This window comes from Kribbella jejuensis, from assembly GCF_006715085.1.
GTDB lineage: Bacteria > Actinomycetota > Actinomycetes > Propionibacteriales > Kribbellaceae > Kribbella > Kribbella jejuensis.
On record NZ_VFMM01000003.1, the window covers coordinates 789,397 to 812,472 of the forward strand.

Genomic DNA, 23,076 nt, shown 5'->3' on the forward strand with positions numbered 1-23,076 from the left:
CGAGGGTGGGTGGCGGTCAAGGGTTGACGGGTATGACGTCCAAGGACCGTGAGGCGACCGGGTTTCAGGAGCAGGCGGCGTACGACGAATCCATCGATCTGCGGACGGATTTCGTCATGGTGTACGGGCTGAACGACACGACGGCGGAGCGGATCGCGCGGTGGCGTGCGGCCGGGTACCGAGTGCATCTGATGACCGGGATCTCCTGGGGCACGTACCAGGACTATCTCGATGGACGGTGGGACGGCGAGCTGCACTGGGACGACGCGCAGACGACCGCCGACGGTACGCCGATCCTGCACGGTGAGAGCGCCGACATTCCGTACATGGTGCCGACGTTCGGCTTCACGGAGTACCTGGTGCAGAAGTTGCGGCCGGTCATCGAGCTCGGCGTCGAAGGTATCCACCTGGAGGAGCCCGAGTTCTGGGCCCGGGCCGGCTACTCGGAGTCGTTCAAGCGCGAGTGGCAGGCGTACTTCAAGGAGCCGTGGCAGCCGCCGCACAGCACGCCCGAGGCGCACTTCCGCTCGGGTCAGCTCAAGCAGCACCTGCTGTCGCGCAGCCTCGACCGCGTCACCTCGGTACTGCGGGACGCGGCGCTTGCGCGCGGCCGGGAGGTGCGGTTCTACGTACCGACACACAGCCTGCTCAACTACACGCAGTGGCAGATCATCAGCCCGGAATCCCGGCTGCGGACGCTGCCCGCGATCGACGGCGCGATCGCGCAGGTGTGGACCGGTACGTCGCGGACGCCGAACGTCTACAACGGCGTGGTCGCCGAGCGGACGTTCGAGACGGCGTACCTCGAGTACGGCATCGCCCAGGACCTGACGCGGGGCACGGACCGGCGGCTGTGGTTCCTGCACGACCCGATCGAGGACCACCCGGACCGCACCTGGGAGGACTACCTCGCGAACTACCAGCGCACGCTCATCGCATCGCTCCTGCACCCGGGCGTCTCCCGGTACGAGGTCGCGCCGTGGCCGCACCGGATCTTCAACCGCCCGTACCCGCGCGAAGGCTCCACCGAACGCGAACTCATCCCGTCGGAGACCGCGACCAGCTACCTGATCGCGATGAACAGCCTCCGCGACCTCGACCAGCCGGACGTACGGTGGGCGCACGACGGACCGCGGATCGGCATCGCGCTCTCGGACACGGCGATGTTCCAGCGCTGGTCCCCCGGTGGTGCGAGCGGGCATTACGACGGTCTCCAGGACGCGCTCGCACTTGAGGGCCGTGAGCAACTACATTTCTCGGACTTCTACGGGCTCGCGCTGCCGCCGCTGTACGAGGGGCAACGGGTCACGCCGGTACAGCTCGAAAGCGTCATCGACTCGCCCGACGCGCTCGACGACCTCGACGTACTCGTCCTGAGCTACGAGTCCCAGAAGCCGATCGCGCCGAGCATCCACTACGCGCTGGCCGGCTGGGTGAACCGCGGCGGCAGCCTGCTGTACGTCGGGGATGACACGGACCCGTACCACGAGATCCGCTCCTGGTGGACCGGCCGGTACGACACGTGCGCCGACCATCTGGCCGAGGCGCTCGGCGCCGACCGCAGCCGCGACGAGGCCCAGCCGGTCGGTCGAGGTCGTGTCCGCTTCCTCGCGCATCGGCCGGCCGATTTCACGAAGGATCACACCCGCCTGATCGCGGCGCTCCGCGAGCTGGCCGACTGGGAGCCGACCAACTGGCTCGCCGTCCAACGCGGCCCGTACCTCATCGGCGCCGTACTCGACGGCACACACGTTGTCGAAGGCACCTATCTCGACCTCCTCGACGCGCAGCTCGGGGTCGTCCGGCGCCGCGAATTAGGCCCCGGCAGTCTGGTCTGGCTGCGAGACCTCACGTACGACGACGTACCGGTACTCGCCTCCGCCGGGCGGATCGTCGACTGGAACGCAGGCGACACCATCACCTTCAGCTGCGAAGCACCGCGCGGCGTCCAGGTCACGACCGCCCTCCGCCTCGACACCGAGCCCGCGACCGTCAACGTCGACTCCCGCTACGACCCCGACCTCAAAATCCTCTGGCTCACGCACCCGGGTACCCCCGCCGGTACCCGCATCACCATCGTCCGCTGATTAGGCTGGGCGGATGGCAACCCGGTTGGTGCAGGTGTCGATCAAGGCGTACGACAAGTCGGCGGTCGGCCGGTTCTGGGCGGACGCGCTCGGCTGGGAAGTCACGAACGACGATGCGGCCGAGACCAACGTCGAGCCACCCGGCCTCACGTACCCAGACCCGCGCGCCGTCTACATCGACGTACTCACCGTCCCCGAGCCAAAGACCGTGAAGAACCGGGTCCACCTCGACCTCGCGACCACCTCCGCACAGCACCAGTCGGAACTGGTCGCACGCCTCCAGACCTTGGGCGCGACGCCGGTCGACCTCGGCCAGCGCGAGGTCCCGTGGACGGTACTCGCCGACCCCGAAGGCAACGAGTTCTGCGTACTCGAACCGCGCGACGTCTACCGCGACACAGGCCCGGTCGCCGCGGTAGTCGTCGACTGCACCGACCCGGCGGAAATGGCCCGCTTCTGGGGCGAGGCAATGGACTGGACGGTGCAGAGCGTCACCGACACCCAAGCAGCCCTACGATCCCCCGCCGGCGGCCCGTACCTGGAGTTCATCCGTACCCCAGACGCCAAGTCCGGCCTGAACCGCATCCACCTAGACCTCCGCCCCTACCCCGGCGACAATCACGCCGCCGAAGCAAACCGCCTACGCACCCTAGGCGCCACCGACCTGGACATCGGCCAAGGCAACGTCCCCTGGACAGTCTTCTCAGACCCCGAGGGCAACGAATTCTGCCTACTCACCCCACTCTGACCGAGGCACCCGCAGACGACCGAACGCGCAACGGCCGTCGTGCCGACCGGTCAATCAGATCGTCACTGCGCCAGCGGCCGCTGACTGTGGTCCCCCACCCCGGGGCACTCACCTACTCGCCGCACACCCCCCACCGGCTGCTCTCCTCGCGCCAACCCGTCTGCCCGTCACCACCGAACGCGCACCCGCCGAAGGCGGCAACAAGACAGCCGCCGCGAAGCGGTGTCCTTTACACCCCGTCCACGTGAACGCAGACCCCCGCGCCAGCACCTCCACTCCCCACCACCAGACGCGCACGCGCCGAAGGCGGCAACAAAACGGTCGCCGGCTGGGGTCGCGGAACAAGCAATGGTCTCTGCGGACCTGGTATTGCGTGTCCCCAGACACCAGGAGTTGTCTCCACCTCCAGCCGCCGCGCAGCGGCGTCCTCTACACCTCGCACCACACGAGACGCCGACTCGGCGCCGGCACCTCGACTCGTCACCGCCCCACGCGCACCCGCCGAAGGCGGCAACAAAACAGCCGCCGCGCAGCGGTGACCTTTACACCTGGAGCAGACGAAACGCCGACCCGGCGCCAATACCCCGCTCGCCACCACCCGACGCGCACCCGCCGAAGGCGGCAACAAAACAGCCGCCGCGCGGCGGTGTCCTTTGGGTGGCGCGAGGTGGTTAGTCGGCGGGTAGTTCGACTGTTACGCGGAGGCCGCCTTCGGGGCGGGGGGTTACGGTTAGGGTGCCGTCGTGGGCTCGGGTGATGCTTTTGACGATGGCCAGGCCGAGGCCCACACCCGAGTGGTTGTCTGTGCGCACCCGTTCGCTGCCGCGCTGGAACGGTTCGACCAGTGTGGAGATCACATGGGGTGCGAGCCGCTCCCCCGTGTTCTCCACCGTCAGCACCACGGTCGGCGTGTCGACGCTCGTCGTCACCCACACCTGCCCGGCGTCCGGCAGGTTGTGGACAATCGCGTTGTGGACAAGGTTCGTCGTCAACTGCAGCAGTAGCGCGGGCGAGCCGACGGTCGGCGCCTCCTCCCCGCTGGTCTCGATGGTGATGCCGTTCTTCTCGGCGAGCGGCAGCAGCGTCTCGGTCGCCTCTTCCGCGATCAGCGACAGGTCGACCCGTTCGCGGCTGAACGACCGCTGGTTCGCGCGGCTCAGCACCAGCAGCGCCTCGGTCAGGTCGATCGCCCGCGTGTTGACGGCACGCAGCCGATCGACCAGTACGTCGTTGTCGTGCGTCATGTCGTTCCGCGCGACGTCGAGCAGTGTCTGCGTGATCGCCAGCGGCGTACGCAGCTCGTGGGAGGCGTTCGCGGCGAACCGCTGCTGTTCGGCCACGTGCGTCTCGAGCTGCGCGAGCATCGCGTCGAACGCGTCGGCGAGCTCCCGGAACTCGTCCTTCGGCCCCGGCATCCGGATCCGGTGCGACAACGACCCGCTCGCGGCGACCCGCGTGGCCTCGGTGATCCGGCGCAGCGGGTCGAGCATCCGCCCGGCGAGGATCCACCCGCCGACCAGGCCGAACACCAGCAGGAACGCCATCACCGCCGCCGCCACCGGCGCGAACGACCGCCAGAGCAGGTGCGGGAAGGTGTACGTCGTGGTCATGATGACCACCCCGCCGGAACGGAACTGCATCAGCCCGATCCAGGCCGCCACCAGCAGGAACACACCGGCGACCATCAGGAAGCCCGCGTAGCTGATCGCGAGCTTCAACCGGACGCTGAGTCCGGGCTCCCTATCCATCGGCGTCGATCCGGTACCCGGCGCCGGCGACGGTCGCGATGATCCACGGCTCCCCAAGCCGTTTCCGCAGCGCCGACACCGTGATCCGGACAGCATTCGTGAACGGATCGGCGTTCTCGTCCCAGGCCTTCGCGAGCAGGTCCTCCGCGCTGACGATGCCACCCTCGGCCGCCACCAGTACCTCGAGTACGGCGAACTGCTTCCGCGTCAGCGCGACGTACTTCCCGTCCCGGTACACCTCGCGCCGGAACGGGTCCAGCCGCAGCCCGGCGATCTCCCGGACCGGCGGACGGTTGTACGCGCGCCGTCGGTCCAATGCGCGCAACCGCAGGACCAGCTCCTGGAACTCGAACGGCTTGGTGAGATAGTCGTCGGCGCCGAGCTCGAACCCGGACGCCTTGTCGTCCAGCCGGGACGCGGCGGTCAGCATCAAGATCGGCATACCGCTGCCGGAGGCAACTATCCCGGCGGCGATCTCGTCGCCGGACGGGCCGGGGATGTCCCGGTCCAGGACGGCGATGTCGTAGGTGTTGAGGTCGAGCAACTCCAGTGCCGCGTGGCCGTCGGCGGCGATGTCGGCCGCGATCGCTTCCAGCCGCAGGCCGTCGCGGATCGCGTTCGCCATCTCCGGCTCGTCCTCCACGATCAACACCCGCATATCACCGATGCTACGGGGCGATTCATATCGTCGGTGTATCCAAAACTCGATACCGGCCGGCAACAGCACATTCTTTTCACTGGTTGATATGACCGTCAGCCAACCAGCCCGCCGTACCAGATCGACCTTGAGGGCGGCCTTTCTGCTCGCCAACGTGGCGATCATCGGCGTGTTCGTCCACCAGACCATGGCGACGTCCATCCCGACCGCGCACCGCGGCGGGCTCGGCGTGGCCGACGGCGCCGTACCCGACGGTGTCACGGTGTTCGACGACAAAGTCCCTGGCGTCGTCAATCTCAATCCGGAGCTGCTCGGCGCGCTCCGCCGGGCGGCGACGGCCGCGGCGCAGGACGGGGTCGTCTTCTACGTCAACAGTGGCTGGCGCTCCCCGGCGTACCAGGCCCAGCTGCTCAGTCAGGCAGTACAGAAGTACGGCTCCTCCGAGGAGGCCGCGCGCTGGGTCGCCACGCCCCAGAACTCCCCGCACGTACAGGGCCAGGCGATCGACATCGGGCGCTCCGACGCGACCGCGTGGCTCGCCGAACACGGCGCCGTGTACGGGCTGTGCCAGATCTACGACAACGAGCCGTGGCACTACGAGCTCCGTCCGGAAGCCGTCCAGCAAGGCTGCCCACCCCGGTACGCCGATCCGACGCACGACCCGAGGATGCAGCGGTGACCCTGACGGTCCGCCCGATCTCCGCGGCCGTCCACCTGGACTTCGTGCAGGCGCAGCGATCGGTCAGCTTCCTCCAGACGCCGTCGTGGGCCCATGTGAAGACCGAATGGCGCAGCGAGTCGCTCGGCTGGTACGACGACCAGTGGCTCGTCGGCGCCGGGCTCGTCCTGCATCGCCCGGTCCCGCGGCTGGAGCGCTTCACGCTCGCGTACCTTCCCGAGGGGCCGGTCATCGACTGGACCGGGAAGCTGGACGAGTGGCTCCGGCCGCTGGCGATGTACCTGAAGGCGAACGGCGCCTTCGCGATCCGCCTCGGACCGCCGGTCATCACCGACACCTGGACCGCCGCGCAGGTCAAGGAAGGAATCGCCGACCCAAACGTCACCCGGTTGCCGCAAATGCCGAGCGTGCCCGATCCAGTAGGGACACGGGTGACCGAGCAGTTGCGCGCCGCCGGCTGGCTGCCGCAGAACCCGGAGGACGGTTTCGGGACCGGCCATCCGCAGTACAACTTCGAACTCCCGCTGAACGGCTCCGAGGACGACGTACTCCGTGGGATGAACCAACAGTGGCGGCGCAACATCAAGAAGGCGGCCAAGGAAGGCGTCGAGCTCGTCGTCGGTGACGACCTGAAGGCGTTCCACGACCTGTACGTCCACACCGCGGAGCGCGACCATTTCACGCCGCGCCCGCTGCGGTACTTCGAGACGATGTTCGCGGCGCTCCGCACCGAGGACAGGATCCGCCTGTATCTCGCCTACCACCAGGGCGAGCTGGTCGCCGGCGCGATCATGGTGCGCGTCGGCACGCAGGCGTGGTACGCGTACGGCGCGTCCGCGACCGCGAAACGTGAGGTCCGCGGGTCGAACGCGTGCCAGTGGGCGATGATCCGGGACGCGATCGCGGCGGGCTGTGACGTGTACAGCCTGCGCGGCATCACCCCGACGCTGCACGCGGACGATCCGCACGTCGGGCTGATCCAGTTCAAGGTCGGCACCGGTGGCCAGGCGGTGCGGTACGTCGGCGAGTGGGACCTGCCGCTGCGGCCGCTCGTCTACCGCGCGTTCGACGCCTACATGACGCAGCGCGAACGCCGCCGACATTCGTCCTGACATATCGTCCGCATATCGAAAATTCGATACACCCCGGCAACATCGGGCCCGGTTCACTAGCGGGATGCGTTCGATCTGCCACGGTACGGCGTGACCCTGACCGGCCCGCAGTTCTGGTTCACCACGTTCACCGGGCTCGCACTACTGACCATTCTGTTGTTTCCGGTCGCCGCGCTGGCGGCCTGGCTGCTGGGCCGGCGGCGCGGTACGCGGCGTGCGCTGGCTGAGGTCGCCATCGTCTACTGGACGACGCCGCTGCTGTGGATGACGATGCTGCCGAACAGCGGGGCCGGCATCGTGCCCGGCAAGGTCAGCCTGATCCCGTTCCGCGACCTGGTCACGATGTCGGTCCCGCAGATCGTCGGAAATCTGCTGCTCTTCGCCGCGCTGGGGTTCTTCGCGCCGATGCGCTTCGCGACGCTCGCGTCGGTGCGGCGGATCCTGCTGCTCGCCGCGGCCTGCTCGACCACGGTCGAGGTGCTCCAGTACGTCCTGGAACTGGACCGCGTGTCGTCGGTGGACGACGTACTGCTGAACACCGTCGGTGCCGGACTGGCCGCGTTGGCGTCGTACCGGTGGTGGCTGCGGCCGACATTTCGTGCGGATATGAAAAACCGGATACGCGAGGGCAACGCCGCTCGTTCTTGACTGGGAGGTATGAACTACGGCGAACCAGCGGAACTGCTGGCCTCCGCACCCCTCCTGACCACCGGCATCACGGTTTTCGGCTGCGAACCGGACGAGGAACTCCTCTTCCACGAACTCGCCCCACGCCTCGGCGTACTGCCGAACATCACAAAAGCACCACTCACCGAGGCAAATGCCGATCTCGCATTCGGGAATCGTTGCGTCAGCATCGGCCACAAGCACCCCGTCACGAACGATGCATTGCGGGCGTTGAGCCAAGCCGGCGTCGAGTATGTGTCGACGCGCAGCATCGGCTTCAATCACCTCGATGTCGATTACGCGGCGAGCGTCGGGATCGAGGTCGGGAATGTCGCGTACTCCCCCGACAGCGTCGCCGACTACACGTTGATGCTGATCCTGATGGCGATCCGGAACGCGAAATCCGTCATCCGCCGCGCCGATATCCACGACTACCGGCTCAGCGACGTCCGCGGCCGTGAGCTGCGCGACCTGACCGTCGGCGTCGTCGGCACCGGCCGGATCGGTGCCGCCGTACTGGACCGCCTGCGCGGCTTCGGCTGCCGGGTGGTTGCCTTCGACAACCGCCCGAAGACGTCCGCCGACTACGTCGCCTTCGACGACCTTCTCGAACTGAGCGACATCGTCACGCTGCACACTCCGCTCACCGCGGAAACGCATCATCTGCTGAGTCGTCGCCGGATCGCGCAATTGAGGCGTGGCGCGTTCGTGGTGAACACCGGCCGCGGCGCATTGATCGACACCGAGGCGCTGGCCGACGCTCTCGAGGAAAGCCGCCTGGGCGGCGCCGCACTCGACGTACTCGAAGGCGAAGAAGGAATCTTCTACGCCGACCACAGCAACCGGCCGATCGAAAGCACGTTGCTGCTCAGACTGCAGGCCCTGCCCAACGTGCTGATCAGCCCGCACACCGCGTACTACACCGACCGCGCGCTCCGCGACATGGTCGAGAACTCCCTTGCCAATTGCCTGAACTTCGAAAGCAGGAAGCACCATGAGTAAGTTGAAGGTCGGAATCCTGTTCGGCGGCGTGTCCGAGGAGCACGGCGTATCGGTCAAGTCCGCGCAGCAGGTCGCGCAGCACCTGGACACCGAGAAGTACGAGCCGTACTACATCGGCATCGCGCAGAGCGGCGCCTGGAAGCTGTGCGACGGCCCGGACACCGACTGGCAGAACGGCACCCCTGTCGTGCTGTCACCAGACAGCAGCGTGCGTGGCCTGCTCGTCCTGGAGTCGGACCGGCTCGGCTCCCGGATCAGGCAAGGGCAGTACCGGACGATCAACCTCGACGTGATCCTGCCGGTCCTGCACGGCAAGCGTGGCGAGGACGGCGCGATGCAGGGCCTGCTCGAGCTGTCCGGCATCCCGTACGCCGGCTGCGACATCCAGAGCTCCGTGCTCTGCATGGACAAGACGCTGACGTATCTCGTCGTGCAGAGCGCGGGTATCGCGACACCGAACTTCTGGATCGTCGGCGCGAAGGAGACGATTGACCCAGAGCAGTTCAGCTACCCGGTGTTCGTGAAGCCGGCCCGCTCGGGCTCGTCGTTCGGCGTCAGCAAGGTGACGAACGCCGACGAGCTGGCGAATGCCGTCGAGACCGCCGCGCAGTACGACTCGAAGATCCTGATCGAGGAGGCCGTCGTCGCCAGCGAAGTCGGCTGCGCGATTCTGGGGAACGAGCCGGAGCTGATCGTCGGCGAGGTCGACCACATCGCGCTCTCACACGGCTTCTTCAAGATCCACCAGGAGAGCTCGCCGGAGACCGGTTCGGAGAACTCGACGCCGATCGTTCCCGCCGACATCCCGGCCGAGACGCGCTCACTCGTCCAGCAGACCGCGAAGGCCGTGTACCGGGCGCTCGGGTGCACCGGTCTGGCGCGCGTCGACCTGTTCCTCAAGGAGGACGGCTCCGTCGTGCTGAACGAGGTCAACACCTTCCCGGGCCTCACGTCGTACAGCCGGTATCCGCGGATGATGGCCGCGGCCGGCTTGCCGCTCGGCAAGGTGATCGACGAGCTGGTGTCGGTCACGCTGTCCGGGAGCCCGCGGTGACGTCAGACCTGGTGTACGTCGACGAGTTCGCGACCGGGATCCGCTGGGACGCGAAGTACGCGACCTGGGACAACTTCATCGGCAGGCCGGTCGACGGGTACCTCGCGAACCGGATCGTCGGCACTCGCTCGCTGTGCGCAGCGCTCGAGCGTGCGCAGGAGAAAGCGGCGCCCCGAGGGTTCGGCCTGCTGCTATGGGACGGGTACCGCCCACAGCGGGCCGTCGACAACTTCGTCCGCTGGTCCGAACTGCCCGAGGACGGCCGGACGAAACCGCGCTACTACCCGAACCTTGAGCGCACCGACATGTTCACCCAGGGGTACGTCGCGACGCGGTCCGGACACACCCGCGGCAGCGCGGTCGACCTGACGCTGTACCACCTGGACACCGGCGAACTCGCCGACATGGGCGGCGACCACGACCTGATGGACCCGATCTCCCGTCACGGCGCGCCCGGCGTCACCGCGAAGCAGGCGCAGAACCGCGAGACGCTGGCATCGGTGATGGAGGCGGCCGGATTCGAGCGGTACGAGTGCGAGTGGTGGCACTACAAGCTCCGCGACGAGCCGTACCCGAACACCTACTTCGACATCCCGATCGCATGATCCGCCCGGCCGAGCCCACCGACACCGCAGCCGTGAACGAGCTGCTCCACGAACTCGGTTATCCGCAGGACGATCCCGATGCGACGACGGCCCGGCTCAAGTCCTGGGCCGACGATCCGGCCGGCGCCGTCTTCGTGGCCGATGCCGGCGGCAACCTTCTCGGGCTGGTCGCGGTCTACGTCGAACCGTTCATCCAGCTCCCCGGGTCCTCCGCCCGAATCGTCGCGCTGGTCGTCTCCGACCGAGCCCGCCGCCAAGGCGTCGCCACCGAGCTGATGGGCGCCGCGGAGTCGTTCGCCGTGCAGCAGGGCTGCGTCCGCTTCGAGGTCACCAGCTCGAACTACCGCACCGAGGCACACAAGTTCTACGAAAGCCGCGGCTACGTCAACCAGGCGGAGCGCTCGTCCCGGTTCCTGCGTGTCGCTCCGCCTCAGTCCGCCAGTGGTACGACGGTGTAGCCGTGGGTTCGGATTGCTTCGAAGCTCTGGTCGCGGATCGCCGGCGAGGCGAAGTCGGCGACCACCCGCTTCGTTTCCAGGTCGAAGGTCGGTGGCTCGACGCCGAACTCGGCGACCGCGTTGGTGATGGTTCCGATGCAGTGCTGACAGGTCATGTCTGGTACTTCGAACGTCGTGGCCGACACCGCTGACTCCGATCTGGTCGGGCCGCCGTCCGCCGTCAGCTCCACGACGTCCAGCAGCCGGATGAAGGTGTCCACGAACCGGTCGGCGACCTGCGTGACGAGATTGACCCGCCGGCCGTCGACGGTCTGTGGCGAATGGGCGAGACAGCGCGGTCGCTCGCCGTCCGCCAGCGTTCGGTACTGCTCGAGGTCGGCGATCCGCAACTCCTTCATCGCCCGCAGCGCAGCGACGGTGTCGGCCGAGTAGCTGACGCGGCCGCCGAAGCAGATCAGCTGCACCGGGATCAGCCCACGCCGGTACGTGGCCGCCTGCAGCCCCCAGTACCACGTGCCCGCGACGGTCGCGAACAGCCCGCTGTCCCGGAGTACGGCGGCGAACGCGGCGGGATCGTCGTACGGGGTCCGTGCCGCCAAGTAGGCGTGCTGGACAAGGACCCGGGCGGCGGCGTCGACGCCGGTCCGCAGGATCGCCAGCGGCTCCTTGTCGGTGGTGACCTCGGCCAGCAGAGCCGTATGAGCAGAACTCAACGATCCGGAGCGCTCGACCAGGCAGCTGTCGTCCAACTGGCGCCACAGGACGAGCGTGGCCTCGCGGGCGACGATCGGTACGACGGCTCCGAGCGCGCCCGCGTGGGCAACGTTCGAGATACCCGCGCTGTCGGTCCAGATCACCCGGTGCGTCGCCGCCGTCACCAGCCCCGGCGGACAGCCCTCGAGCTTCGTCCGCAGGAACTCCTCGGTCAGCAGCCCACCGACCGGCTCGAGCTGATACCGGAGACTGACCGGCGTCACAGCCCCAGCGGTGTCGAACACATCGAACGCAAGCTCCGACAGCAAACGGGCCACCGACGAACGGGCTGTGCCAGCACTCACGTCAGCACTCACACCGGGCTCCTCAGCTCGACGGTTCCGCACCACCGATCGTAGGTACGACGCCCCGGCTGCGCGCGGTCACACAGCGTGTCGGCGTGCGACGTTGAACCATGCTCCGAGCCGCGGGATGCGCCGAAGGACGAGCTGGTCGAGGAGCAGTACGGCGACCAGGGTCGCGCCGAAGAGCGGGAGGAACAGCGCGAGCGCGACCACCAGGACCGCGAGACCGGGAGTCGTCCGGAGCGGGAGACGCCCGCGCGGCGCGCCGAGCGCCTTGCCCTTCGGTCGCCGGCGCCACCACATCATCGGACCGGTCACGCACATGAAGACCACGCCGAGGCAGAACACCGTCGTCAGCCAGAAGTTGAACAGACCAAGCCGCCGGCCCTCGTGCAGTGCGATCCCTTGGGACACGACCTTCGCCAGCGCTGGATAGTCCTTGTAGCCGTACGTCGACACGACGCGACCGCCGTAGTGGTCGACATGCAGCGTGCGCTCCTGAGCCGGGTTGTTGAAGGCGTACCCGATCGCCGAGAAGACGCCCTTGGTGTCCGACGGCAGCGCGACCGTCATCGGGCTGCGCAGGCCGTTCCGCCGACCGACCTCGATCGCGGTGTCCACAGTAGCGACGGACTCGGTCCGGTTCGCTGGATCAGACCGCGGTACTTCGGTCTTGCCGAGCGCCCAGGGGACCGCGTGGCTGTGCGGCAGCGACTCGTCGAGCGTGGAAGTCGGGTTCGACAGCGCACCGGGATCTTCGCCCCAGAACGACGTACCGTGGCTGGTCGCCAACTCCTGGGTCTTGGCGCCCCAGAACCCGGTCCACGGGAGGCCCGAGACGACGAGGAAGAGCAGCCCGAGGCCGAGTACGGCGCCGGTGCGGCCGTGCCGGGAACGCAGTACGGCCCCTGCTGCCCCGGCCGCGCGCCGACGGGCTCGCGCGACACGGCCCCGGATGAACAAGTAGTAGCCGGTCAGCGCCATCACGATCGCCCAGCAGGCGGCGATCTCGATCACCGCGTCGCCGAACCGGCCGGCCATCAGCTCGCCGTGCAGGAGAATCGCGACGCCGGACACGGTCCGGTCCGGGTTCAGCGAGCCGAGGACCTTGCCTTCGTACGGGTCGACGAACACATCGCGGTTGCCGCTCTTGGTCTCGACGGAGAAGACGGTCGATCGGTTCGGCGCGGACGGTTCGGTCATCGACACCACGGTGGCGTCCGGGAATGCCGCGCGTACCTCCTGCAGCTGGGTGTCGTACGGCTGCGCGACCAGACCTGGTGGCTGCTGCACCTTCATCAGGTCGGCGTGCAGCAACGGCTCGAGCTGGAACCGGAACAGGTAGATCAACCCGGTCGTCGCCAGGACGAACAGGATCGGGATGACGAGGAAGCTCGCGTAGAAGTGCCACCGCCAGAACGCGCGGAACAGCCCGGTGCCGCGGCCGCGAGTCCGCTGCTCGACCTCAGGTGGTGCATCCAGTACTGCGCTCACATCCACTCCTTTGTTGCCCGATCCGAGACAGGAGTCGGTTCGCGGCGGGTTCTGGTTCCCGAACAGGTTTGTGGTGTGGGCCACACGTGCGCCGGTGCGTGCCCGTTCGGAGCGGGATGCGACGATTGGTCGACCATGCACCAGAGCCGTGGATTCCGAGCCGCACGGGCCGCGATGTTCGCGGTCACCTGCGTGCTGCTCGCCGCCCTCGGCCACGTGCTGATGTCCGGCGCGATGCTGCCGTGGTGGGCGCTGCCGATGGCGTTCGGCTGGATCGGCGTGACCGCGTGGATCGTCGCCGACCGGGAGCGCGGCGTACCGTTCGTTGTCCTGAGCACCTTGTTCGCGCAGGGCGCGCTGCACGTCGTGTTCACGCTCGCGCAGACGATGAGCCCGCACGAGATGCACGGCGATCACATGGGCGGCGGCGGGATGCTCGGCGCACACCTCGTCGCCGCGTTGCTGACCGGGTTATGGCTTGCGTACGGCGAGCGGGCAGCGTTTTCCGTACTGCGCTCGCTCGCGGTCCGCGTACTCCTGCCGCTGCGACTGATCAGCTGTCCGCAAGTCACACCGCATCAGCCGCGCATCGCGCCGGCCCGGTCCCCCGCACCACTGCGGGACCTGCTGCTCGTCCACGCCATCACGTCCCGAGGTCCACCCGGCGGAGTCCTGTTCTCCTGACCTGACACTCGGGCGCCTTACGGTGCGCCCGGGATGCGGCCTGCCCTTTCCGGGCACGGCCTCCGCTCACCAGCATCGCGCCTTGTCGCGATGCTGGATCTGGACTTTCCGAAGGACTCGATGTCATGGCTTCTGCCTTGCTCCACGACCCGGACGAAACGTCGACCCGGCTCGCACTGGCCGCCCGCTCGGGCGACCTCGATGCCCTCGACGACTTCGTTCGCGCGTTGCACCGCGACGTACGCCGGTACGTCGTCCATCTGTCGGCCGATCCGCATGCGGCCGAGGACCTGACGCAGGAGACGTTCCTGCGTGCGCTCAAGAGCCTGCACAGGTTCGAAGGGAGGTCGTCGGCGCGGACGTGGCTGCTGTCGATCGCCCGCCGTACCGTGGCCGACGACCTGCGCCGGAAGGCCTCCCGCCCGCGGATCTCCCAGCAGGACTGGCAGTTCGCGGCCGAGCAGGCCCAACCGCGGGACCTGCCCGGATTCGAGGACCGGATCGCGCTGGCCGAACTGCTCGACACGCTCCCCGGCGACCGCCGCGAGGTCTTCGTACTGACGCAACTCGCCGGCGTCCCGTACGCGCAGACCGCCGCGCGGCTCGGCTGCCCGATCGGCACCGTCCGCTCCCGGGTCGCCCGCGCCCGAACGGCGTTGGCGGAACTACTGGCCGCCTGACAGAGGGCCTGACAGGGTGGTCCGCCGACCTAACGGGAGGCGGACCACTTCTCCTCGATGCGACCCAACTTCCACACCGCGTGCGCACCCAGCCAGGTGATCACGAACAGCCCGACGATCGCGTATCCGACGTAGTTCAGGTCGATGCCCGCGATCGCCGCCAGCGGACCGTGCTCGATGTGCAGCTTGTCGGTCAGGATCGAGATCAGCTCGATGGTGCCGATCACCAGCGCGACCGCGACCGACAAGCCCGTGATCGTGATGTTGTAGTACACCTTCCGGACCGGCTTCGCGAACGCCCAGCCGTAGGCGAAGTTCATCAGGCAGCCGTCGATGGTGTCGAGCAGGCTCATCCCGGCGGCGAAGAGGATCGGCAGCGTGAGTACGGCGTACCACGGGAGGGTGAACGCGGCCGCGCCGCCGGCCAGCACGAGCAGGCTCACTTCGGTCGCGGTGTCGAAGCCGAGACCGAACAGGAAGCCGATCGGGTACATCTGCCACGGCCGGGTGACCGCCTTCGTCACGCCGGACAGGATGCGGTTCATGAAACCGCGGTTGTTCAGCTGCTGCTCGAGCGTCGCCTCGTCGTACGCCCCGGTCCGCATCCGGCGGAACACCTTGACCACGGCAACGAGTACGACCAGGTTGAGCGCGGCGATCAGGTACAGGAAGACGCCGGACACCGCTGTACCGAGCACGCCGGTGATCTGCTGCAGGCGGGACGAGCCGTCGGCGACCTGGCCGGCCAGCGCACGAACGCCGATGCCGAGCAGGAAGCACAGCACGAACACGACGGTCGAGTGCCCCAGCGAGAACCAGAACCCCACCGACAGCGGGCGCCGCCCGTCCGCCATCAGCTTCCGGGTGGTGTTGTCGATCGCGGCGATGTGATCCGCGTCGAAGGCGTGCCGCATACCGAGCGTGTACGCCGTGACACCCAGCCCGACTCCGAACACCCCGGCCGAACCGAGCAGGTAGTGCCGCGGGGCCACGATCAGCGCGAGCACGCCCCAGCCGATCAGATGCAGCAGCAGTACGAAGGCCGCCATCCCCCCGACCGACGTCCACTCGCGCCGCGTCACGTCCATCCGCCTCACGAATCGCCAGTAAACGCCTGTTGCCGATCAGATGCAACCGAGTCGCATCAACGGCACGGGCCTTCACAGAGCGTACGGCGGCGCGGCATCATCGAGCCCGTGCGGAAACTACTGCTCACGTCGTCGGGGATCAGCAATCCGAGCATCAACGACGCGCTGCTCGAGTTGCTCGGGAAGCCGGTGTCCGAGGCCACTGCGTTGATCGTGCCGACGGCGATCTACCCGTTTCCCGGTGGGGGTGGGCAGGCGTGGCGGGCGATCGCGGGTCAGAACAAGCGGCCGTTGACCGATCTCGGGTGGAAGTCGGTCGGGGTGCTCGAGTTGACGGCGCTGCCGTCGATCCAGGAGAAGAGCTGGGTGCCGACGCTGCAGGAGACCGATGCGTTGCTGGTGTGGGGCGGCGACGTGCTGTATCTGAGTTACTGGCTGCGACGGTCCGGGGTTGCCGACCTGTTGCCGTCGTTGGACCTGGTGTACGTCGGAGTCAGCGCGGGGAGCATCGCGGTGACGCCGTACAACTGTGACTGGGACTTCGACCAGGAGTTCATCCCCGAAGGCAGCGACATGGCGTCGCACGCGGAGCCCCTCGGGCTCGTCGACGTCACGCTGTACCCGCACCTGGGACACCCGGACATGGAGGACACCACTCCGGAGAACATCGAGCGCTGGGCGTCCGGTATCCCGGTGCCGACGTACGCCATCGACGACGAGACGGCCATCAAGGTCGTGGACGGCGAGGTCACCGTCGTGTCCGAGGGCGATTGGAAGCTCTTCAACCCCTGAGTCAGACCGCGGCGGTCAGGCGGGTGATCGCCTCGTCGACCGTGGAGCGGGGGCAGCCGAGGTTCACGCGCATGTACCCGTGGCCTTCGCGACCGAACTTCTGGCCCTTGTCGAGCCACAACCGCGCTCGGGTGAGCATGAACTTGTCCAGCGCCTCCGCGTCCAGGCCGAGGCCCCGGCAGTCCATCCACGACAGGTAGAGCGAGTCCGCCGGCAGGACGCGGAGCTTGTCGGTCGCGGCGTGTACGGCGTCCGCGAAACGGCGGTGGTTGTCGCGGACGTACGGGAGGAGGTCCTCGAGCCAGGGTTCGCCGTACCGGTAGGCGGCCTCGCCCGCGACCATGCCGAGCAGGTTGACGACCGGGAAGAGGTTCCGTTCGTACTGCCGGGCCAGCTCGGCGCGGAGGCGCCGATCGGGGACGAACACGTTGGCGCACTGCAGTCCGGGCAGGTTGAACGTCTTGCTCGGCGCCGTACACGTGATGCTGTTGCGCGCGAACTCCGGCCCGAGCGACGCGAACGGGACGTGCCGCTTGTCCGGGTTCATCATCAGGTCCTGGTGGATCTCGTCCGCGACGACCAGGACGCCGTGCCGTGCACAGATCTCCCCCATCGTCCGCAACTCGTCCTCCGACCAGACGTTGCCGGTCGGATTGTGCGGATGGCTGAGGATGAACAGCTTCGTGTCGTCGCGAATCGCCGCCTCGAACGTCCGCGGGTCGAACCGGTATCCGTCGTCGGTGCGCTGCAACGGCGCGTACGCGAGCCGCCTGCCGTTCAGCAGGACGTCCTCATGGAAGTGCACATAGACCGGCGGCTGGATCAGCACCGAATCGCCCGGCGCGGAAAACGCCTGAACCACTGTCTTCAACGTGGTGATGATGCCCGCGGTCACCACCACCCACTCCGGCGGTACCTCCCACCCGAACCGCCGGCGCTGCCACCCCGTCACCGCATCCAGGTAGTCCCCGGTCGCCCCGGCCGCGTACCCGAACACGCCGTACTCGACCGCCTCGTGCAGCGCATCGATCACCGGCCGGGGCGACCGGAAATCCATGTCCGCCACCCACATCGGCAGCGGATCGGCAGCCACCTCGTCCGGCGTCAACCACTGCGCCTGCCCCGCCCACTTCGCCGAGTTCGCAGCCCGCCGATCCACCACCTCGTCGAAGACGGATGTCCGCATATCACTCACGGTACGTCGGTCTTCGCCTTCCGCGCCCTGGGCTTGCGGGCCGGTTGAGGTTCGGCGGCGAACGGGATGAAGGGCATGGTCAGTGGCAGTGCCGCCAGGCGCATGAGCAGGAAGGCGTTGTCGTCGCCGGCGGTTTTGTTCAGCCGGAGGCGGCCGCAGTTGGTGCAACGATGGATGAGGACCCAGCGGCCCTCACCTCGGACGGTGACCGCGATCGGTTCCATACCGCCGGAGCAGTCGGCCTTGCGGTCGCCGGGGACATTGCGGTCCAGGTGCCGCGACCACAGACAGCTCGGGCAGTGATTGCGATGGCTGGTGCCAGGGGCGTCGAGCGAGACCTCTACGCCGCAGTGTTCACGACTGAACGAACGTGCGAAAGCCAAAAGGCACGTCGCAGAACGCTCACGATTCACAGCGAGCCGATACCTGCTGTCGCAACTGTGGCGGAACCGGCGCATACTTGTTGTCTCATGCCTGCCTACCGCGCGACGACGCGTCGTCACCTGTCCACCAGTCCGTTCGCCGCCCAGACCGCCGACGCCATCAAAACCTTCGACGTCGGCGAAAGGGTGTCCCACGACCGAGAAGGCCTGGGCCGGGTCCACTCGATCGAACACGACGGCGCCGCCGTGATCGTCGACTTCGGTGGCGGCCGCCTGGTGCGCCAGGTAGCCCCCTTCGCCAAACTCCACACCCTCTGACCCCACCCGCGTCCCCACCTTGGCCCACCTCCGCGTCGCCGAGGCGGTGGCGGCGCGCCTCATCAGGGCAGCGGAGCGAGGGCTATGTGGGGGCGGCCGTGGAGAGGGTGGGGAGAGATGTGGGCGCGGACGCCGAAGACTGATTCGATCAGGGGGACGGTGAGGACCACCAGGGGTGGACCTTCTGCTATCAGGTGGCCCGACTGGAGGACGGCGAGCCGGTCGGCGTGGGCCGCGGCCTGGTCGAGGTCGTGGAGGGCGGCGATGGTCGTGATGCCGAGGCTGCGGACCAACTGCAGGAGCTCGAGTTGGGCCCGTACGTCGAGATGGTTGGTCGGCTCGTCCAGCACGATCAGCGGTGCCTGCTGCGCGAGCGCTCTCGCCAGCAGGACCCGTTGACGTTCCCCGCCCGACAGTGTGGAGAACAGCCGTCCACCGGCCGCCGCCAGATCGACTGCCGATAGGGCGTCCGTGATCACCGCGCGGTCCGTGCGGTTGTCGCGGTCGAGGAGGCCCTTGTGCGGCGTACGGCCCATCGACACCATCTCCTCGACGGTGAAGTCGGTGGCCATCGTCTGGTGCTGCGTCACCACGGCCCGGCGTTTGGCGATCGTCTTGGCCGGCGTGCGCCAGACGTCGTCGTCGCCGAGCAGGACGGTGCCGGTCGTCGGCCGGAGTGCGCGGTAGACGGCGCGCAACAGGGTCGACTTGCCGGCTCCGTTCGGGCCGATGATGCCGACGAACTGCCCGGGTTCGACAGTCAGGTCTATCCCGGACAGGATCGGCAACCGATCCACGACCACGCCGACATCTCGTACGACCAGTCTCATGACGTACCTCGCCTCAGCAGCCAGAGGAAGAACGGTGCGCCCAGCGCCGCCGTGAACACCGTGATCGGGTACTCGTTCGGTCGATCGACCGTCCGCGTCGCCAGGTCGACCAGTACCAGGAAGACCGCACCGCTCAAGGTTGCGACGGGCAACAACTTGCGATGATCCGCACCGATCACGAGACGCGCCGCGTGCGGGACCATCAGCCCGACGAATCCCACTCCCCCGGCGACAGCCACAGCTGTTGCGGTGAGCAACGATGACACGAGCAACAACACGATCCGCAAGCGGTGGATGTCCACACCGAGTGCGGCCGCATCGTCGTCACCGACCGCGAGCGCGTTGAGACCGCGGCCCTGCAGCAAGAGGTACGCCGCTGCCGCCGTCATCACCAGCGCGGGCAGGCCCAGCTTCGACCAGTCCGCACCGGCGACGCTGCCCATCAACCAGAACAGAATTCCCCGGACCTGCGTCGGCTCCGCCCGCAACTGCACCAGGCTGGTACCGGCCATCGCCAGATAGCTGACGGCCACCCCGGCGAGGATCAGCCGGGTGTCGGCCAGCCGCCCGGACCGTTGCGCGAGCAGAAACACCGCGAGCAACGAGACCGTCGCTCCGATGAAGGCGCCCGCCGAGGTCGTGATACCGGCTAGACCGGCGCCCATGACAAGGACCGCTCCGAGCGACGCGCCGGACGAGACACCGAGGACGTACGGATCGGCCAGCGGATTCCGGATGAGCGCCTGCAGGGCGACTCCCGCCACGCTCAGCGCCGCGCCGACGATCGCCGCCAGCAGGACGCGCGGTACCCGAATCGACCAGATGATCTGCTCGGTCAACGGCTCCGGCCGCGGGCCACTGCCGATCAGGTGGTACCGGATCACCGACCAGACATGGCCGACGGGTACCGTGACCGTTCCCAGCGAAATCGACCCGACCACCGCGACGACAAGTACGGCAAACAGCACGCCGCACGAAACGAAGAGGCCTGGACGTGCGCGCACGTCAGAACCGGTCCGGGTGTGCGGCCTTCGCGATCTTCTCGATCACGTAGACGTTGAGCGGACCGAGATAGGCGCCGTCAGCAACAGTCGTGAACGTGTTCGACTGCGCTGCCGGCCATTGCGGGAACTGCTTCAACAGCTTGGCCGCTTCGTCCGTCGGCCTCTCGTTCGGCGTGAATGCCCCGACCACCAGTACGTCGACCCGCGCCGCCGCGAGCTGCTCCGCGTTGATCGTCCGGGTCGCGTCCGCCGACTCACCCGCGAACGCGTTCACCCCGCCGGCCGCCTTGATCACGTCGTCGTAGATCCCACCGGTCATCACCGCGGGCAAGCCGTTCTCGTTCATCATCGACATCCCCGGATACACGATCGCGACCCGTTTCAGTTCGGCGCCCTGGACCTTCGCGCGGACGGCGTCGATCCGGGATCGCAGTACCGCGATCGTGTCCGCGGCCTTCTGCTGGACGTCGAAGATCTGGCCGAGTAGCGCCAGGAACGCGTACGACGACTCGATCCCCTGTGCCTCGTAGGTCGCCTTCTCCGCCGCGCTCGCCCGCGGATTCCCGAACGCGCAGTTGACCGGGTTCACGATCGTCGCCGCTCCGACGGCCGCGAGCTGCTCGCGGGTCGCGAAGCCGCTCGACGCGTCGAACCCACCCGACCAGGTCGAGATCACCAGATCCGGCTTCAGCGCCAGTACCTGCTCGGCCGGTACGTCGAAGTTCTTGTTCATCGACAGCCCGGTCTTTGGCAGCGCGTTGACCTTGGCAACCATCCCGGGATCGTCGGAAACACCGTACGACTGTCCGTTGGCCAGCACATGCTGCTGCAGGCCGAGCATCACGAAGCTCTCCGCCTCGCCGACCGACGTACCGTTCAGGATCACCACCCGCGAGGGCGGCTTGCTGAAGGTCTGCTTCAGTCCGCAGTTCTCGACTGTCAACGGGTACGACGTCCGCCCCGGCCCGGCCGTGGCCGCAATCTCCGTGCTCGTCCCTGGTGAACCACCACAGCCAGCGACGCCGAGAACGAGTACATAGGCCAACAGCCGTACAGGTCTCATGATGGAAGGTCCCTCCCGAATGCTCGATCCAGAACAGGAGTCGAGCAGGACCCGCGATCAGTTCCCGGGGACGGGTGTGGTCTGAGCCACAACGTTGAGGCCGAGGAGGTTGTCGGCGGTGGTGAAGGTGTAGCCCGCGGCGCGGAGCCTGGGGACGAGGAGGCGGACGGACTCGACGGTGGCGGAGCGGTCGGCCTGGTTTCCGTCCCAGCCGTCGTGGAAGATGATGATCGAGCCGGGCCGGGTGGCGCGGAGGGCCTGCGCGGCGATTCGGTGCGGGCTGGGCTGGGCCACTTCCAGGAGGTGGCAGAACTCCCCGGAGACCACGTCGAGCCCGTGCTTCTCGAGCAGGCCGGGCAGCGCGGGGATCCGGAGCAGCCACGGCGGGCGGTACAGCGTCGGGCGGATGCCGAGCTCGGCGAACGCACCCATTCCTCGTTGCAGTTCGTCGGCGAGGGTACGGCGGCGGAGGTACTGCGTGAACTTGTGCGTGTATCCGTGCAACCCCACCACGTGCCCCGTCGACACGAGCCGTTTCGTCACGTCGGGGTGACGCTGAACGGCCTTGCCCACTTGGAAGAACGTCGCCCGGATGCCCTGCTCGTCGAGGTAGTCCGCGAGCTGCGAGGTGTACGGCTCGTTCGGTCCGTCGTCGAAGGTGAGCGCGACGGTACGTTCGTCACCCGGTCCGCGGTACGGGAACGGCCCGAGCGTCTGCGAGTACGGCGACATCATGAACCAGTACGCCGTACCGACCGCCGCCGCGGCCGACCCGACGATCGCCGCCGTCTTCATGGTTTGGCCAGCAACGTGTTCTCGACCAGCCCGGCCGCCATGACCGCGCCGGCGACGATCCCCGTCAACCAGGCCACCCCGGCCGCTCGCGCCCTGACCTGCTGCCACCGCAGACTTGGCACAGCACTCCTGAACGCCGGTGCGGTACCGATCACCGGGCGACCGGCCAGGCGGTTCACCATGACCGCGAGCGCGTAGTAGAACAGGAACGACACCGCCACGTTGTACACCAACCCGCGCGTCAGCCGCCGCGCCGACGTGAAGGTCGGGTTGCCCCGGTCGAAGGCGACCCGCCCGCGCGCCCGCAGTTGCCGCAGCAGCCCGAGCTCGTCCGCGCCCTGGGTGCCGGTCAGGTCGTACCCGGACCAGGCCGCCTTCCGGAACGCGATGTTCGTCGCCGTCACGTACAGGACCCTCCCGGTGACCCGGTACACGACGTGCACCAGGGCGAACAGAATCGCCGCGTACACCCGTCCCCACCACGGCCCACCGACATACCGGCATGGACCGGCCACCGCCACCCGCTCCGGATCCGCCCGGAAGGTGCGGTCGATCCGCGACAACCAGCCCGCGTCGAACACGGTGTCCGCGTCGCTGGAGACCACGATCTCCCCCCGCGCCACCGCGCTCCCCCGATGCCGGGCCGCGCACACACCCGGTATCTCCTCGCGCACCACGACCGCGCCGTACGACCGGGCGATCTCCGCGGTTCGGTCCGTGCAGTTGTTGTCAACCACAACTACTTCGACTCCGCCCGCGAAGTCCTGCCCGGCGAGCGACCGTAAGCACTCCCCGATGAACCGCTCCTCGTTGTACGCAGGAATCACCACGCTGAATCTGACGTCCCCAATCGGCATGGCGGCAACCCTAGACGC

The 23,076-nt window shown here is 67.9% G+C and carries 25 protein-coding genes; 13 read left to right on the top strand and 12 right to left on the bottom strand.

Annotated features, from left to right (window positions below; genetic code table 11):
• Positions 1 to 32: 32 nt before the first annotated feature.
• On the top strand, positions 33 to 2,087 hold the full coding sequence (locus tag FB475_RS31460; RefSeq protein ID WP_141861111.1) for a hypothetical protein: 2,055 nt from the start codon (positions 33 to 35) through the stop codon (positions 2,085 to 2,087).
• Between the two features lie 13 nt (positions 2,088 to 2,100).
• Positions 2,101 to 2,835 carry a VOC family protein gene (locus tag FB475_RS37930; protein WP_141861112.1) on the top strand — a complete coding sequence of 245 codons (735 nt, stop codon included), beginning with the start codon at positions 2,101 to 2,103 and terminating at the stop codon, positions 2,833 to 2,835.
• Positions 2,836 to 3,506: 671 nt separating this feature from the next.
• Here the strand turns inward: FB475_RS37930 and FB475_RS31470 are convergent.
• Both FB475_RS31470 and FB475_RS31475 read right to left on the bottom strand, forming a co-directional pair.
• The gene (locus FB475_RS31470; protein WP_141861114.1) at positions 3,507 to 4,583 is read right to left on the bottom strand and encodes a sensor histidine kinase; all 1,077 of its coding nucleotides are present in this window, start codon (positions 4,581 to 4,583) and stop codon (positions 3,507 to 3,509) included.
• Positions 4,576 to 5,241, bottom strand: a complete 666-nt coding sequence (locus FB475_RS31475) for a response regulator transcription factor (RefSeq protein WP_141861116.1) — start codon at positions 5,239 to 5,241, stop codon at positions 4,576 to 4,578. Before FB475_RS31475 ends, FB475_RS31470 begins: the two co-directional genes overlap by 8 nt.
• A gap of 88 nt (positions 5,242 to 5,329) precedes the next feature.
• Here FB475_RS31475 and FB475_RS31480 point away from each other — a divergent pair, with 88 nt between their 5' ends.
• The 7 genes from FB475_RS31480 (at position 5,330) to FB475_RS31510 (ending at position 10,817) form a co-directional block, all read left to right on the top strand.
• A complete protein-coding gene (locus FB475_RS31480; RefSeq protein ID WP_141861118.1) occupies positions 5,330 to 5,920 on the top strand; it encodes a M15 family metallopeptidase in 591 nt (196 codons plus the stop codon).
• The gene (locus FB475_RS31485) at positions 5,917 to 7,032 is read left to right on the top strand and encodes a lipid II:glycine glycyltransferase FemX (protein ID WP_141861120.1); all 1,116 of its coding nucleotides are present in this window, start codon (positions 5,917 to 5,919) and stop codon (positions 7,030 to 7,032) included. Before FB475_RS31480 ends, FB475_RS31485 begins: the two co-directional genes overlap by 4 nt.
• 90 nt (positions 7,033 to 7,122) lie before the next feature.
• Positions 7,123 to 7,680, top strand: coding sequence for a VanZ family protein (locus FB475_RS31490; protein WP_202878620.1), 558 nt, complete (start codon positions 7,123 to 7,125; stop codon positions 7,678 to 7,680).
• Between the two features lie 9 nt (positions 7,681 to 7,689).
• Complete coding sequence (locus FB475_RS31495) at positions 7,690 to 8,700, top strand: D-isomer specific 2-hydroxyacid dehydrogenase family protein (protein ID WP_141861122.1); 1,011 nt, start codon at positions 7,690 to 7,692, stop codon at positions 8,698 to 8,700.
• Positions 8,693 to 9,754: a D-alanine--(R)-lactate ligase gene (vanA, locus tag FB475_RS31500; RefSeq protein WP_141861124.1), complete on the top strand. Its 1,062-nt coding sequence runs from the start codon at positions 8,693 to 8,695 to the stop codon at positions 9,752 to 9,754. Before FB475_RS31495 ends, vanA begins: the two co-directional genes overlap by 8 nt.
• Positions 9,751 to 10,359: a D-Ala-D-Ala dipeptidase VanX gene (gene vanX, locus FB475_RS31505; protein ID WP_141861126.1), complete on the top strand. Its 609-nt coding sequence runs from the start codon at positions 9,751 to 9,753 to the stop codon at positions 10,357 to 10,359. Before vanA ends, vanX begins: the two co-directional genes overlap by 4 nt.
• Positions 10,356 to 10,817, top strand: coding sequence for a GNAT family N-acetyltransferase (locus FB475_RS31510; RefSeq protein ID WP_141861127.1), 462 nt, complete (start codon positions 10,356 to 10,358; stop codon positions 10,815 to 10,817). Before vanX ends, FB475_RS31510 begins: the two co-directional genes overlap by 4 nt.
• Here the strand turns inward: FB475_RS31510 and FB475_RS37310 are convergent.
• Both FB475_RS37310 and FB475_RS31520 read right to left on the bottom strand, forming a co-directional pair.
• Positions 10,790 to 11,887: a heavy-metal-associated domain-containing protein gene (locus FB475_RS37310; protein ID WP_202878621.1), complete on the bottom strand. Its 1,098-nt coding sequence runs from the start codon at positions 11,885 to 11,887 to the stop codon at positions 10,790 to 10,792. The two genes, FB475_RS31510 and FB475_RS37310, sit on opposite strands and share 28 nt — an antisense overlap.
• A 66-nt stretch (positions 11,888 to 11,953) precedes the next feature.
• The gene (locus FB475_RS31520) at positions 11,954 to 13,369 is read right to left on the bottom strand and encodes a PepSY-associated TM helix domain-containing protein (RefSeq protein WP_141861129.1); all 1,416 of its coding nucleotides are present in this window, start codon (positions 13,367 to 13,369) and stop codon (positions 11,954 to 11,956) included.
• Positions 13,370 to 13,504: 135 nt separating this feature from the next.
• Between FB475_RS31520 and FB475_RS31525 the strand changes: the two genes are divergently transcribed.
• Both FB475_RS31525 and FB475_RS31530 read left to right on the top strand, forming a co-directional pair.
• Positions 13,505 to 14,053 carry a hypothetical protein gene (locus tag FB475_RS31525; RefSeq protein WP_202878623.1) on the top strand — a complete coding sequence of 183 codons (549 nt, stop codon included), beginning with the start codon at positions 13,505 to 13,507 and terminating at the stop codon, positions 14,051 to 14,053.
• Between the two features lie 125 nt (positions 14,054 to 14,178).
• Entirely contained in the window at positions 14,179 to 14,733 is a 555-nt protein-coding gene (locus FB475_RS31530) for a sigma-70 family RNA polymerase sigma factor (protein ID WP_141861131.1), read from the top strand.
• A 29-nt stretch (positions 14,734 to 14,762) separates the two neighbouring features.
• On the opposite strand, the gene nicT is transcribed toward FB475_RS31530, so the two are convergent.
• Positions 14,763 to 15,821, bottom strand: a complete 1,059-nt coding sequence (gene nicT, locus FB475_RS31535; protein ID WP_202878624.1) for a Nickel transporter NicT — start codon at positions 15,819 to 15,821, stop codon at positions 14,763 to 14,765.
• Positions 15,822 to 15,929: 108 nt separating this feature from the next.
• Between nicT and FB475_RS31540 the strand changes: the two genes are divergently transcribed.
• Positions 15,930 to 16,613, top strand: a complete 684-nt coding sequence (locus tag FB475_RS31540; RefSeq protein WP_238332551.1) for a Type 1 glutamine amidotransferase-like domain-containing protein — start codon at positions 15,930 to 15,932, stop codon at positions 16,611 to 16,613.
• A 1-nt stretch (position 16,614) separates the two neighbouring features.
• On the opposite strand, the gene FB475_RS31545 is transcribed toward FB475_RS31540, so the two are convergent.
• Positions 16,615 to 17,799: a MalY/PatB family protein gene (locus tag FB475_RS31545; protein WP_141861137.1), complete on the bottom strand. Its 1,185-nt coding sequence runs from the start codon at positions 17,797 to 17,799 to the stop codon at positions 16,615 to 16,617.
• 5 nt (positions 17,800 to 17,804) lie between these two features.
• Positions 17,805 to 18,266 (bottom strand): RNHCP domain-containing protein, encoded by a 462-nt coding sequence (locus FB475_RS31550; protein WP_141861139.1) that lies wholly within the window; start codon positions 18,264 to 18,266, stop codon positions 17,805 to 17,807.
• A gap of 12 nt (positions 18,267 to 18,278) precedes the next feature.
• Between FB475_RS31550 and FB475_RS31555 the strand changes: the two genes are divergently transcribed.
• Positions 18,279 to 18,509, top strand: coding sequence for a hypothetical protein (locus FB475_RS31555; protein WP_141861141.1), 231 nt, complete (start codon positions 18,279 to 18,281; stop codon positions 18,507 to 18,509).
• 62 nt (positions 18,510 to 18,571) lie between these two features.
• On the opposite strand, the gene FB475_RS31560 is transcribed toward FB475_RS31555, so the two are convergent.
• Genes FB475_RS31560 through FB475_RS31580 form a run of 5 tightly spaced genes read right to left on the bottom strand, consistent with a single transcriptional unit; the run spans position 18,572 to position 23,058 of the window.
• Positions 18,572 to 19,339 carry an ABC transporter ATP-binding protein gene (locus FB475_RS31560; RefSeq protein WP_141861143.1) on the bottom strand — a complete coding sequence of 256 codons (768 nt, stop codon included), beginning with the start codon at positions 19,337 to 19,339 and terminating at the stop codon, positions 18,572 to 18,574.
• On the bottom strand, positions 19,336 to 20,343 hold the full coding sequence (locus tag FB475_RS31565; protein ID WP_238332552.1) for a FecCD family ABC transporter permease: 1,008 nt from the start codon (positions 20,341 to 20,343) through the stop codon (positions 19,336 to 19,338). Before FB475_RS31565 ends, FB475_RS31560 begins: the two co-directional genes overlap by 4 nt.
• Position 20,344: 1 nt before the next feature.
• Positions 20,345 to 21,406: an ABC transporter substrate-binding protein gene (locus tag FB475_RS31570; RefSeq protein ID WP_141861145.1), complete on the bottom strand. Its 1,062-nt coding sequence runs from the start codon at positions 21,404 to 21,406 to the stop codon at positions 20,345 to 20,347.
• A gap of 57 nt (positions 21,407 to 21,463) precedes the next feature.
• Positions 21,464 to 22,201 carry a polysaccharide deacetylase family protein gene (locus tag FB475_RS31575; RefSeq protein WP_202878626.1) on the bottom strand — a complete coding sequence of 246 codons (738 nt, stop codon included), beginning with the start codon at positions 22,199 to 22,201 and terminating at the stop codon, positions 21,464 to 21,466.
• Complete coding sequence (locus FB475_RS31580; protein WP_141861147.1) at positions 22,198 to 23,058, bottom strand: glycosyltransferase family 2 protein; 861 nt, start codon at positions 23,056 to 23,058, stop codon at positions 22,198 to 22,200. The genes FB475_RS31575 and FB475_RS31580 overlap by 4 nt, the downstream gene beginning before the upstream one ends.
• Positions 23,059 to 23,076 lie beyond the last annotated feature (18 nt).